The sequence below is a fragment of the Pseudomonas sp. S1_E05 genome (genome assembly GCF_056337105.1).
This window is the reverse complement of the sequence record NZ_JBFRHM010000001.1, coordinates 258,804-272,740: the sequence shown is the minus strand read 5'-3', so window position 1 is coordinate 272,740 and position 13,937 is coordinate 258,804. Positions and strand designations below refer to the sequence as shown.

Here is a 13,937-nt window from a genome sequence, read left to right as displayed (position 1 = left end):
GATGAACCGTTCGTTGTCAGGTTTTTCCATGGGGGCGTTGTTGACGCTCGCCATCGGCGCGTTGTTGCCGGCCAGTGCCCAGGCGGACGCCATTGCCCCGGGCAAGGTGTTCAAGGACTGCAAGGATTGTCCGCAAATGGTAGTACTGCCCGCAGGGACCTTCACCATGGGCACCCCGGAAGATGAGGTTGGCCACGAGCCCGACGAAAGCCCGCAACACCCGGTGACCTTTGCCCATCCGGTGGCGATCAGTCGCTTCCAGGTACTGGCCGGAGAGTGGCAGGCCTACTTGCGCGACACCGGTTACGTCATGCCCGACGGCGACGACCGTCCAGGACGCGAGTGCAAGGCGGGCATCCCGCGTTACGAATACACGGCACGGCACCCAGCGGTGTGCATGGATCTTGAGGAAGCGCGTGCGTATGTAGTCTGGCTGTCGAAAAAATCCGGCAAAAATTATCACCTGGTCAGCGAATCCCTGCGCGAATACGCCGCCCGCGCCGGCAGCACCGGGCCGTTCCCCTTCCCGTTCGATGAAGGCAAGGAATACAGCATCGCCAAGCACGCCAACACCTACGGCGCCGCAGACGGCTACAACTTTACCTCGCCCGCCGGACGCTTCCCGGCCAACGCCTTCGGCGTGTATGACATGCACGGCAACGTCTACGAATGGACGGCTGATTGCTACACCGAAAACTACGTGGGCGCCCCCAGCGACGGCAGCGCCTGGCTGACCGAAGACTGCAAGGTCCAGCGCCTGCGCGGCAACGACTGGGGTGAAGCACCGGTGTTCTCCCGCTCAGGCAACCGCAACGCCGCCTACGGCGATGCCCGCGGGGATTGGCTGGGCTTTCGGGTGGCGCGGGATCTCTGATCCGCCCCCGATCCGTCCCCTCCTGTAGGAGCGAGCATGCTCGCGATGCAAGCCCAGTCACCACGGGCATCCAGACAGCCAGCGTCATCGTTGACGACCATCGCGAGCATGCTCGCTCCTACAGGGATTTGTGGTTAACGCAGATGTTGTGAACCACCTGAAATCATTGTGGGAGCGGGCTTGCCCGCGATGGCGGTGTGTCAGTCAATGCATTTTTCGCCTAACCCAGCGCATTCGCGAGCAAGTCGAATCGTCGCACCGCCGCTCCCACAGTTGATCACCAAACCCACCCACAAACCCGTGCGCGGCTAAATCATCGCCCACGGGTTTCGTCTTTTAACCAGCCCAACTCTTTGAACCCCGCCCTCGTCGGCACTTGCAGTGGAATTGCCCATGACCTCAAAACCCCGCGGAGCCATCAGTGAAGTCCTTGGCCTGCTCAGGCCCTATCGGGTCGTCGTGGTGCTGTCCATCCTGCTCGGCATGCTCGGGGGCCTGTCCATCACGGCGTTGCTGGCGACCATCAATGACGCCCTCAACGCCGAAGGCATTCCTTCACCAAAGGTGCTCGCCACCTTTGTCGGCTTGTGTATCGCGGCGCTTGCGACCTCGATCCTGTCCGACATCGGCACCAACCACGTCGGCCAGCACATCATTGCCGGCCTGCGCAAATCCCTGGGGGAAAAGGTGCTGCTGGCCCCCATCGAACAGATCGAGCGTTTTCGCAGCCACCGTCTAATCCCCGTGCTGACCCACGACGTCGACACCGTCAGCGACTTCGCCTTTTCCTTCGCCCCGCTGGCCATCGCCTTCACCGTAACCCTCGGCTGCCTGGGTTACCTGGCTTACCTGTCGGTGCCGATGTTCGCCCTGCTGCTGGTCGCCATCGTCATCGGCACGGTGGTGCAATACGTGGCCCGGGCGAAGGGCATCAGGGGATTCGAGGCCGCCCGTGAAGCCGAAGACGAACTGCAAAAGCACTACAGCGCCATCGCCGCCGGCGCCAAGGAACTGCGCATCCATCGCCCGCGCCGCCAGCGCATGTTCAGCCAGCGCATCGAAGGCACCGCCGACTACATCTGCCACACACACATCCGCTCGATCAATACCTTCGTGGTCGCCAAAACGTTCGGCTCGATGCTGTTTTTCGTGGTGATCGGTCTGGCGCTGGCCCTTCAAGCGTTCTGGCTGGGCACCGACAAAGCCGTACTCAGCGGTTTCGTGCTGGTGCTGTTGTACATGAAAGGCCCACTGGAATACCTGGTGACCACCCTGCCGGTAATCAGCCGCGCCAATATCGCCTTCAAGCGTATTGCCGAACTGGCCGAACAATTCTCCTCGCCGGAGCCGCACCTGCTATTGCGCGAAAACGCCGCCGAAAAGAAAGCCACCGTTCAGCAGCTGCAAATGCGCGACGTGCACTATGCCTTCCCCGCCGTCAAAGGCAGCGCCGCGTTCGAACTGGGCCCGGTCAACCTGACAATCAAACAGGGCGAAATCGTGTTCATCGTCGGCGAAAATGGCGGCGGCAAAACCACCCTGATCAAACTGTTGCTGGGCCTCTACGCGCCGCAACGCGGTGAAGTGTTGGTCGATGGCAAGGTGGTTGGCGCCGAAGGCCGCGACGACTACCGCCAGCTGTTCACCACGATTTTCGCAGACTATTACCTGTTCGATGAACTGGTACAGGGCGACCAGCAAGTGCCGGAAGACGCCAACCGCTACCTGGAACGCCTGGAAATCGCCCACAAGGTCAGCATCCAGGATGGCGCCTTCAGCACCACCGACCTGTCCACCGGCCAGCGCAAGCGCCTGGCCCTGCTCAATGCCTGGCTGGAGGAACGCCCGGTGCTGGTGTTCGACGAATGGGCCGCCGACCAGGACCCGACGTTCCGACGGATTTTCTACACCGAGCTGTTGCCCGAACTCAAATACCTGGGCAAGACCATCATTGTGATTTCCCACGATGACCGCTACTTCGACGTCGCCGATCAATTGGTGCGCATGGAAGGTGGGCGGGTCGTCGCGCAACAGCAACCGCTGGCGACAAACGCATGATGAACGATCTGATCGACGACGATGTACTTGCCCTGTTGCTGGCAGACGCCGCAGACCACACCCGGGACATCACCGCCCGGCCCCGTCAGGCGCCGGCTGCCATGTCCTTTGCCCAGCAACGCTTATGGTTTTTGCAGCAACTGGCCCCGGCCAGCGCCGCCTACAACCTGCCACGGGTGATTCGTATCGGCGGCGCGTTGCAGCCCCAGCGCCTGGAGCGTGCGTTGAATCAGTTGCTGGCCCGTCACGACATCCTGCGCACGGCGTTCCGCGAAATCGACGGTGTGGCGATGCAGGTGGTCGATGACCAGGCCCGGCTGACCCTCGACCAGCACGACCTCACGCACCTGGCCGAACAGCCCCGCACCGAGGAGATCGCCCAGCGTATCGAGGCCCAGGCCAACACGCCGTTCGACCTGCGCCAGGCTCCGCTGATGCGCGCCACCCTGCTCAAGGTCGACGCCGATGAGCATCTGTTGCTGATGGACATGCACCACATCGTTTCCGATGCCTGGTCCAACGCGATCCTCATGCACGACCTGACCCGCGCCTTTGTCCACGACCAACCGCTGCAGCGCCCCGCGATGCAGTACGCCGACTACGCCACCTGGCAACGCGGCGAGTACCTGCACAGCGCGGCCTGCGCCAACAGCGCCACGTACTGGCAAAACTACCTGGGCAAAGCGCTGCCGACCCTCGACATGCCGGTGGACTTTTCGCGCAGCGAGCAGCACCGCCATCCGGCCGGCCAGCACGACCTGCGCCTGTCGGCCGAGCTGTGCGCCGACCTCAACCGCTTTTGCCAGCAACAGGGCCTGACGCCGTTCGTGGTCGCCCTGGGCGCCTGGCAATTGCTGCTCAGCCGCTACAGCGGTCAGCAGGACTTCACCGTTGGCGTGCCCAACGCCACGCGCAATCGCAGCGAAACCCAGGAACTGGTCGGTTGCTTCGTCAGCAGCCAGGTGTACCGCGTGCGGATCGACCCGCTGCTGCCGGCCCGCGACTTCCTGCAACGACTGCGCCGCGAATCCATGGCAGCCTTGGACCACGGCGACTATCCACTGGAACTGAGTTTCGACGCCCTGCAATTGCAGGCCAGCGCGCAAGCCAACCCGCTGTTCCAGGTGCTGTTCAACTGGCGCACCGACAGCGTCGCCCACGAACGGATCGAACTCGACTGCCTGTCGCTGGAGTTTCTCGAAAGTGGTCCGGGCCAAGCCAAGTTCGTCCTGTCGCTGGATGTCAGCTACTCGCTGCTGGGTATCGAGGCGAGCCTGGAATACAGCCGCGACCTCTACCTGCCGGCGACCATCGCGCGCATGGCCGAGCATTGGCTGAACCTGCTGCGGGCGCTTGTGACTGAGCCGGCCTGTGCCCTGGGAGAACTGGCGCTGCTGAACGACGCCGAACGTCAGGTGCAACTGCACCAGTGGAATCCGCCTCTGTCGCTACCGCCCGAAGAGAGCGTGCATCAGTTGTTCGAACGTCAGGCACGGGCGACACCGGATGCCGTAGCGCTGATCTGCAACGAGCTGACGCTCAGTTATGCACAGCTCAACGCCGCCGCCAACGCAGTGGCCCATGGCTTGATCGCCCAGGGCGTCGGACCCGAGGTGCTGGTAGGCATTGCCGTCGAGCGAAGCGCTGCGATGATCATCAGCCTGCTGGCGGTGTTGAAGGCCGGTGGCGCCTATGTGCCGCTTGACCCCGATTACCCGCAGGAGCGTCTGGGCTGGATGATCGAAGACAGCGGCCTGAGTGTGTTGTTGAGTCAACAATCCCTGCTGGGACGCCTGCCGTCATTACCAGGCGTGCAGATCCGCTGTGTCGATGATCTCGACGTTCCGGGCACATCGAACATGCCCAATCCGCCTTGCCGCACCACCGGCCACAACCTTGCCTATGTGATGTTCACCTCAGGTTCCACCGGGCGCCCCAAAGGCGTCGGCATTACCCAGGCCGCGCTGACTCGCCACACCCAGGTGGCGTTGGCGTTTATCGGCCTCACGCCAGAGGACCGCTCGCTGCAATTCGCCACGTTCAATTTCGATGCCTTCGTCGAACAGCTTTACCCGGCGCTGATCTGCGGCGCCTCGGTGGTGCTGCGCGGCCAGGACATCTGGGACAGCGCCACCTGGTACCGCGAACTGCTCGACAAACAGTTCACCACCAGCGATCTGACCACCACCTACTGGAACATGCTGGCCAAGGATTTTGCTGCCGCAGGCAATCGCGACTACGGCGCGTTGCGCCAGGTGATCGTCGGTGGCGAAGCGATGCCGCCGGAAGGCGTGGCGGCCTGGGGCCAGGCGGGACTGGGGCATGTAAAACTGCTCAACACCTATGGGCCAACGGAGACGACAGTCAGCGCCACCCTGCTCGATTGCAGCGGCTACGTGACCGGGCTATTGCCCCTTCCCCCGCAGCATGCCGATTGGCCGACCGCTGGGCGGACGCAGCATTTACCTGCTGGACAATGGCGGCCAACCGGTGCCGGTAGGCGTGGTCGGTGAACTGGTGATTGCCGGCGACCTGCTGGCGCGAGGTTATTTCAAGCGCCCGGACCTCACCGCCGAACGCTTCATGCCCGATCCGTTCAGCACCCCGGGCGGGCGTCTGTATCGCACCGGCGACCTGGCGCGCTATCGCGCAGACGGGGTGATCGAATACGTCGGGCGACTGGATCATCAGGTGAAGATTCGCGGTTTTCGCATCGAGTTGGGCGAGATCGAATCCTGCCTGCTGCAATCGACGGCAGTGCGCGAGGCCTTGGTGGTGGCGCGTGAAGGGTCGGCCGGCATGCAACTGGTTGGCTATGTGGTCGCCCACGACGCGACCTTGAGCGAGCAGCAACAATTCGAACTGCGCGACTCCCTCAAGGCCGAGCTGAAGGCCAGCCTGCCGGGCTACATGGTGCCCGCGTACCTCATGGTGCTGGCCGCCATGCCGGTAAGTCCTAACGGCAAACTCGACCGCAAGGCGCTGCCGCTGCCGGAGCTGAGCCAGTCCCAGCGCCCCTTCATCGCTCCCGAAACGCCTCTGGAACAGGGTTTGGCCCAGCTCTGGCAGGAAGCGTTGCAGGTCGAACGGGTCAGCCTCGACGACAATTTTTTCGAACTGGGCGGCCACTCGATCCTGGCCATCCAGTTCATCTCGGCGCTGCATGCGCGCCTGGGCATCAAGCTGGCGCTGCAACAGATGCTGGCGCACCCGACCATCGAGGCACTGGCGCGGTTCATCGCCCTGGAGCACAAGCAGACTGTGCAATGCGTGGTCGAATTGAATGCTTCCACACCGACAGCCGCCCCCCTTTTCTGTCTGCACCCCAGCGGTGGCATCGTGTTCTGCTATCAGCCGCTGGCGAAAAAACTCGGCCCCCATGCCCGGACCTATGGCGTGATGCACAAGGGGTTCGCCAACAAGGACGCGAACCCGCAGGGCTGGGCTGAAATGATCGATGACTACAGCGCGCAGATCATCGACAAGCAGCCCTACGGGCCTTATCGACTGATGGGCTGGTCGCTGGGCGGTGCGATTGCCATGGATGTGGCGGCGCACCTTGAGCGCCAAGGTCATGAAGTGGCTTTCCTCGGTCTGGTCGACACAACCCTGCCGGACCGTTACCTGCCAACCGATCTGCCGCGCAAACCACTGGAAGAAGACAATCCCGACCACCTGAGCCCGGAGAACGAACTGCTGGCGACGCTGGAAGTGTTCAGCCTGATGTTCGTGCATCTGGAAGAAGCCGCCTCGGCCTACGTCGCCGAACATCCCGGCACTGACCTCAAGGCGTTCTACCGCTGGGCCAGCGCGCAGACGGCCACCGGCGAACAGGAAATGATCGCCACCCTGGACGGCATCAAGCAGGAAATCATGAACGCCCAGGCCTATGCGATTCATGATCGGCTGGTCGATGCGTTCGACGCCTTTACCCTGCCGATGCTGAAGGTCCAGGCCAGTTGCTGGTGGTCGCTGTCGCACAAGAGCCTGGAGCAGGTGTTGCATTCGGAGCATTTGCTCAGGGCTCACAGCGTGAGTGGGCAGTTACAGGGCTCGATCCATTCGCCACTGCCGCACAGGAGCATGATCTACAGCGAGGCGTTATTGGCGTCGTTTTTTGAGGTGTTCCTGCAGAGTCTGTAAATCCCCGACCCTCTGGAGAATCACCGCAAACCCTGTAGGAGCTAGCTTGCTAGCGATGGTGGTTAACGATAACGCGGGCAGCCTGATACCCCGCGGTGCCTGGTCTTCCATCGCGAGCATGCTCGCTCCTACAGAATGTTTGGTGTCACAAATATCCAGGGACCCATCGCCCCTGTAGGAGCTAGCTTGCCCGCGATGGTCGTCAACGATAACGCGGGCAGCCTGATACCCCGCGGTGCCCGACCCTCCATCGCGAGCATGCTCGCTCCTACAGAATGTTTGGTGTCACAAATATCCAGGGCCCCACCGCCCCTGCAGGAGCTAGCTTGCTAGCGACGGTGGTTAACGATAACGCGGGCAGCCTGATACCCCGCGGTGCCTGGTCTTCCATCGCGAGCATGCTCGCTCCTACAGAATCACCGCCGTCCCTGTGGGAGCGGGCTTGCCCGCGATGGTCGTCAACGATGACGCGGGCGGCCTGATGCCCCGCGGTGCCCGATCCTCCATCGCGAGCATGCTCGCTCCTACAGAATGTTTGGTGTCACAAATATCCAGGGACTCACCGCCCCTATAGGAGCTAGCTTGCTAGCGATGGTGGTTAACGATAACGCGGGCAGCCTGATACCCCGCGGTGCCCGACCCTCCATCGCGAGCATGCTCGCTCCTACAGAATCACCGCCGTCCCTGTGGGAGCGGGCTTGCCCGCGATGGTCGTCAACGATAACGCCGGCAGCCTGATTCCCCGCGGTGCCCGACCCTCCATCGCGAGCATGCTCGCTCCTACAGGGCAAAAAAAACGCAGAAGCTGGGCTTCTGCGTTTTTTTGTTTCAACCGTGCTTCAGTGCATCAAAACTCCGGCGTGTACTTCACGCTGAACATCACGTTGCGTGGGTCGCCGTAGTTGTTGTTGCCGTCGAGCTGGTTATAGCCAGCGGTGAAGTACGTCTTGTCGAACAGGTTGTTGGCGTTCATGGCCAGTTCGATTTCCGGTGTCAGCTGGTAACCGACGCGAGCGTTCCACACGGCATAACCAGGGACGTTGACGCTGTGATTGAAGCCAAGGGTGTGGGTTTGCGCGGTGAAACCCAGGCCAGTGCTGACACGGTTCCAGTCGCCAGTCCACTGGTAGTTACCCCACACGCGCACCATGTGTTTCGGTGTCCACCAGCTGAAAACCTTGCCCTCGTTAGTGGCATCCTCCAGGTATTTGGTGGTGTTGTAGGTATAGCCGGCGAAGAGTTGCAGGTTGTCGATCACTTCGCCGCTGATTTCGGCGTCGATACCTTGGCTACGAACCTTGCCCGAGGCCGTTGAGCAGTACCAACCGTCGCAGGTCTGCGGACCATCCTCATTGAGCACGGCACGGTTTTCCTGGTCGTAGCGGAACAGCGCCACCGACGTGTTGACCCGGCCATCCATCAACTGGCCTTTGAGGCCAATCTCGTAGTTGGTGCCAATGATCGGCTTGATCACGGAGCCGGCGGTATCGCGCTCGGTCTGCGGGGTGAATACGTCGGTGTAGCTGGCATAGACCGCCCACTCGCGACTCAGGTCGTACACGATACCGGCATAGGGCGTGACTTCGCCGGTTTCGTTGGTCTTGCTGTCAGGATTGGCAGTCAGGCTGGTCGCATCCTGGCTCCAGGATTTGTAGCTGTAGTCGTACCAACTGACCCGTGAGCCGACAACCAGTGTCAGATCATCCACAGGCTTTACGCGCCAGCTCCCGTAAAGGCCTTTCTGGCGGATGTCGTATTTACTCGGTGTGCCGAAACCGCCCGCATCGAGCAAGCTTTCATAACTGATTTCAGGACGGTCATGATCGATGTCGAAGATGTTGCCGGAGCCATCACCAAAGGTACGAGCGTACTTGTCGTCTGAGCGGTACTTGGAATAGTTGCCGCCGATCATGACTTCCTGCTGCATCGACAAGGCTTCGAACTTGCCGGTGAGGTTCATGTCCAGACCCAGTTTGGACGAGTCGGTATCGGTGACAAAGTCCGCGTATTGCAAGCCGCTGCCGTCGGGCTCAAGACCATCGCCAAAAGCTTGCGAGCGCTGGTTTTTCGCCTTGTTGGTTTCGCTCATGTGCACAGCGCCGACCTTGAACGCCCAGTCTTCGTTGAAGCGGTGTTCCAGGTCGGTATAGAGCGTGGTGACGTCGATGTCGGTGTGGTTCCACTTCGCACCGGTGTAGGTGGAACGTGGGATATCGACGGGTTTGCCATCAGCGTAACGTGGGAAGCCCCGAACGTTGCTGCGCGAAGTGCCGTCGGAGTTACTGACGGCAAAGCCCAGGGTGGTGTCTTCGCTCAGGTCGAAATCCAGTGCGCCGTAGAGCGAAGTGGTCTTGTACCACTCCTTGTCGACGAACGAGTGGCTGTTGTCCTGATCGGCGACGAAGCGGCCACGAATGGTGCCAGCCTGGTTCAGAGGACCGCCCGCATCCAGTTGCAGGCCATAATGATCCCAGGAGCCAGCCTTGCCGGTGAGGGTCACGGTCGGCGCAGCCTGGCCGCGCTTGCGCACCAGGTTGACCGCACCGCCCGGGCTGCCGGTGCCCTGCAACAAGCCGGAGGCGCCCCGCAGCACTTCCATGCGGTCAAAGAAGATCAGGTCCTGGGTTGCCCAGTTTCCCAGGGCATAGGTGTTACGCGGGATTGGCACGCCGTCGTATTGCCAGTCATCGATCTGAAAGCCTCGCGAGCTGAGGATCAAACCCCGCCCCACCCCTTGCGCGCCAACCAGACCGGTGGTCTTGTTGGCTGCGTCCTTGAGGTCGACGATGTCCTGGTCGTCCATCTGCTTGCGGGTCATCACGGTGACCGATTGCGGAATCTCCTTGAGGGTGTGGGTGCCCTTGCCAATGGTCACGGCGTTGGAGGTGTAGGAGTTGGAATTCTCGGTCGTGGCGTCCACCCGCTGGCCGCTGATGGTGGTGGCGCCCAGCTCCAGGCTTTCGCCCGTGGCGCCGCGCACGAGCATCAGCGTATTGCCTTCGAAGTTGTAGCGCACGCCGGTGCCCTTGAGCAGTTCGGCAATCGCCGCTTCCGGGGTGTATTTGCCGCTGACACGCGTGCTGCGCAGGTCGGCCATCTCGCTGGCGTCGTAGACCACCTGGCGGTTGGTCTGGTTGCCAAACGCCTTCAGGGCCTGGGGCAGCGACTGCGCCGGAATGTTGATGGCGAATTCTTCCGCCAGGACCTGCGCACTCAATGGCAACAGGCAAGCCATGCCCAACCCGGCCAGCGCGTGGCGCGAGCGAATGCTTCGGGACATGACCAAAGCCTTGAACAGAGGTTTGAACTCATGAATTGCTGACATCGTGCTCTCTATTATTGGTAGAAGGATTGGACGGCCAACCGTTGCCTGGACCTTCGACCGGACCCCTCCCCGGGTATCGGTCGTCCGAACAACGGAAAAATTCTTGTAGCGCCGCACGAACCCTGAGGCAGTTCTACCTGCCCGGTTTTGCGTGCTCACAGAAGTGAGACGCAGCACCGGGGAAAAACCGGAATGAGTTTATTTATCATTTGTGGATTTTTTGTAAAAAGCCCCCGATGGACCCCATTGCCCTGTGGGAGCGGGCTTGCTCGCGATGGTCATTAACGATGACGCTGGCTGCCTGGTGCCCCGCGGTGTCCGATCGTCCATCGCGAGCATGCTCGCTCCTACAGAGGATTGTGTTTAACCGTGCAGGGGAATTATCGGATGGCGCCTACAGGTCTTTGTAGGCAAACTCTGATTCTTGCTGTTGGGCAATTTGATGCCTTGTTCCGCGTTTCTTTGGCGGGATAGTCTCGGGTCGTCGCTGAGCATTCAGCGGTCGGGTGTGGTAACCCGAGAAACCAGCGCGACAGTGCATGAGTCATGAACACAGGCAGTTTTCATTGCCTGTGTTTTTGATATGGCGGCTGTGCGTGGGACGCCCTTGGGCGTGCCGGTTTCCTTGGTTTCCGGTTTACCACCCTGCGTGCAGCTGCCACCCTTTCGTGTGGTAACGAAATGGCAGCTCCTCAAACCTTGGAGCTAAATCAATGAAAAGCACAGATGCCTCTTACCCCGGAGACCTCAAAACCATCGGCCTCACCCCACTCATCTACTGCGAAAACCAACCCCTGTTCCACGTCACCCGCGACGTTCCCCTGTGTGACGCCCTGGCCATGGCCTCCGACTTCCTGTTCCTCGCCAAAGGCCTGACCCAGGACGCTGCCTACCCCGAGACTCCGACCGACACGCCTGGGCCGCGCATTACCTGACGCAGATGGGTAAGGCGTTGGTGGATGATGTGGTGAAAGTGCTGGAGCCCGTGCCAGAACGAACACAAGCCGAACCCAAGAAATAAACCTGCCTCCCCCTGTAGGAGCGAGCTTGCCCGCTCCCACAGGGGCAGTGTCCGTCAGTAGATATTGGGGGGACTGTAAGATCGTTATCGCGAGCAAGCTCGCTCCTACAGGGCCTTCGCCTCCTGCAGTTGCCGCGCCAGCAACGCCTTTTCCTCCAGGCTCATGTTGTCCAGTCGCAACCTCGCCTGGGCGATTTTTTCCAGTTGGCCCGGGACGCTCTCACTCGCCCGCAACGCCTGGGCCAGGCCGGCCACCGTGGGGTGGTCGAACACCAACCCCGGCTGGATCTCGCATTGCAGCAGCTTGCGAATACCCGCCACCAGCTTGATCACCAGCAACGAATGACCACCAGCCGCAAAGAAATCACGGTCGATGCCCAGGCGTGGCAGGTCGAGCAGTTGCGCCATGCGCGCCGCCAGCAACTGCTCCAGCGCATCGCGGGGCTCCAGGCCGGCGTCATCAACAGACGTGGCAGCCAGTTGCTGCAACGCCTGGCGGTCGATCTTGCCGTTGGCCAGGCGCGGGAAGCGCTCGACCGCCTGGATCTGTTGCGGCAGCATGACGCTCGGCAAGCGCAGGGCCAGCGCAGAACGCAGCTCATCAAGCCAGCCGGCAACCGGTGTTTCCCTGGCCACGACGAACGCCAGCATGCCTTCCTGCGCCGTGGCGCCCGGCAGCACCAGCGCCTGCGCCACGTTCGGCAGACGCAGCAGCTCGGCTTCGACTTCGGCCAGCTCGATGCGGAAACCGCGCACCTTGATCTGCTGGTCACGCCGCCCGTGCAACTGGATCGACAGGTCCGGCCGGTAACGCGCCAGGTCACCGGTGCGATACAGGCGCTGCGCGGCATCGAACGGGCTCTGGATAAACGCCTGCGCATCGGCTTCGGCGTTGAGGTAACCGCGGCACAGTTGCGCGCCGCCCAGGTACAACTCGCCCAACACACCGACCGGCGCCAATTGCAGCGCCTCGTCGAGCACGAACACCTGGTTGTTGCCCAGCACCTGGCCCAACGCCCCCGTGTCGCCGTCCAGCGCCAGCGGATGCACCAGCACCCCCACCGTCGCCTCGGTCGGGCCATAGTGGTTGAACACCCGGCAATCGCTGCGCAAACGAGCGATGCGCGTGAGCAAGGCCGGTGCAATGGGCTCGCCGCCCAGAATCAACGTGCGCGGCACGTGCGCCTGCTCGCCGTCGAGCAACGCAGCCAGGTGAGAAGGCACGATTTTCAGGCAGTCGATGGCCTGCTGTTGCACGAACGAGGCGAATCGGTTGGCGTCCTGCATCTGCTCGTCGCTGGCCACGTGCAGGGTAGCGCCGTTGAACAAAGCGCCGAACAAGGCCGTGTTGCCCAGGTCCGCCGCCACCGTGGAGGTGAATCCCACCTGCCGGCACTGCTCCAGCCCCAGTGCGTGGCTGACTTGTGCGGTGTAGTTGAGCAGTTGCCGATGTTCAATCACCACGCCCTTGGGCTGACCGGTCGAGCCCGAGGTGAACAGCACGTAGGCCACGTCGTCGCCCTGGGTTTGCAGTTCAACAGCAGGCTCAATCCCAGACACCGACGAGGCATTAAACAACGACGTCAGCGTGCTCACCCGCACCCCACTGCCCTGCCACTGTTCCAACTGCTGATCATCGACCAGCAACAACTCGGCACTCGCCTGCTCCAGCATCAAGGCCTGACGCGCCTGCGGCCATTGCGGGTCCAGCGGCAGGTACGCGGCACCGACCTGCCAAGCCGCCAGCATCGCCACCACCAGGTCGGCCGAGCGCGGCAACGCCAGCGCGACAATCTCGCCACGCCCCAGCCCCTGGGCGCGCAAAGCCTGAGCCAGCGTCGTCACCTGCGCCTGCAATTGCCCGTAGCTCAGACGCTGCGTGGCGTCGGTCAAGGCAATCGCGTCCGGGTTGTTGCGGGCATGCTCGGCAATGCGTTGCGGCAGATAACGGGCCTCGACCACGCTCGGCGCCGGATTGATCGCCAACAGGCGCTGCTGTTCTTCAGCGCCCAGCAACGACAACTGCCCAAGCTGCGCACGCGGGTTGGCGACCATGGCGCCCAGCAGCACCTTGAACTGGCCGACCAGCCATTCAATCGCCTGCGCGCTGTAGCGCGAAGCGGCAAAGTGCAGGTGCAGCGCCTGCGCAGCACCGTTGTCATCCAGCTCGGCTTGCATCAGCAGTTCCACCTCGCCTGGCGCCAGCGGCTGCGGCGAGGGCAACCATTGCAACCCGGTCGTCTCGGCACGCGGCGCACGCCACACGGCGAAACCATAGACGGGCAGCGCGGCTTTGGGCGCCAGTTCCGGCGCCCAGTATTCCTGCCAGGTGCGATGTTCATCCAGACGCGCCGCCAATTCCGTCAGCCAGCCATCGAACGGCGCGGCCAAGGGCAGCGCCAGGTTCAGCGGTAGGCTGCGCGTGAAAACGCCCAAGGCGTCGGCAAAATATTCGTAGTCCTCGCGGCTGTCGTGGCGCACCCCGACCAGCATCTGTTCCTGCCCGCTCAAACGGG

At 62.2% G+C, this 13,937-nt stretch carries 4 protein-coding genes and 2 pseudogenes (1 of these 6 only partly in view); 4 read left to right on the top strand and 2 right to left on the bottom strand.

Going from position 1 to position 13,937, the window contains the following annotated elements; genetic code table 11:
* Position 1: 1 nt before the first annotated feature.
* The 3 genes and pseudogenes from pvdO (at position 2) to AB4N33_RS01085 (ending at position 7,075) form a co-directional block, all read left to right on the top strand.
* Positions 2–874: a dihydropyoverdine dehydrogenase gene (pvdO, locus tag AB4N33_RS01095; RefSeq protein ID WP_460141190.1), complete on the top strand. Its 873-nt coding sequence runs from the start codon at positions 2–4 to the stop codon at positions 872–874.
* Between the two features lie 393 nt (positions 875–1,267).
* Positions 1,268–2,932 carry a cyclic peptide export ABC transporter gene (locus AB4N33_RS01090; protein WP_476456201.1) on the top strand — a complete coding sequence of 555 codons (1,665 nt, stop codon included), beginning with the start codon at positions 1,268–1,270 and terminating at the stop codon, positions 2,930–2,932.
* A pseudogene (locus AB4N33_RS01085) lies at positions 2,932–7,075 on the top strand (amino acid adenylation domain-containing protein). Before AB4N33_RS01090 ends, AB4N33_RS01085 begins: the two are co-directional and overlap by 1 nt.
* Positions 7,076–7,922: 847 nt before the next feature.
* Here AB4N33_RS01085 and AB4N33_RS01080 read toward each other — a convergent pair.
* A complete protein-coding gene (locus tag AB4N33_RS01080) occupies positions 7,923–10,400 on the bottom strand; it encodes a TonB-dependent siderophore receptor (RefSeq protein WP_476456200.1) in 2,478 nt (825 codons plus the stop codon).
* 713 nt (positions 10,401–11,113) lie between these two features.
* On the opposite strand from AB4N33_RS01080, the pseudogene AB4N33_RS01075 reads away from it, so the two are divergent.
* A pseudogene (locus AB4N33_RS01075) lies at positions 11,114–11,421 on the top strand (DUF3077 domain-containing protein).
* Between the two features lie 105 nt (positions 11,422–11,526).
* Here AB4N33_RS01075 and AB4N33_RS01070 read toward each other — a convergent pair.
* Positions 11,527–13,937 carry the 3' portion of a non-ribosomal peptide synthetase gene (locus AB4N33_RS01070; protein ID WP_476456199.1) on the bottom strand. The gene runs 793 nt beyond the window's last position, so 2,411 of the gene's 3,204 nt are visible here — the last part of the coding sequence; its start codon lies off the right edge, out of view; its stop codon occupies positions 11,527–11,529.

Excerpts from the sequence above, each read along its gene's own strand:
- AB4N33_RS01090 (WP_476456201.1), top strand. The coding sequence starts at position 1,268 with ATGACCTCAAAACCCCGCGGAGCCATCAGTGAAGTCCTTGGCCTGCTC.
- pvdO (WP_460141190.1), top strand. The coding sequence starts at position 2 with ATGAACCGTTCGTTGTCAGGTTTTTCCATGGGGGCGTTGTTGACGCTC.
- AB4N33_RS01080 (WP_476456200.1), bottom strand. The coding sequence starts at position 10,400 with ATGTCAGCAATTCATGAGTTCAAACCTCTGTTCAAGGCTTTGGTCATG.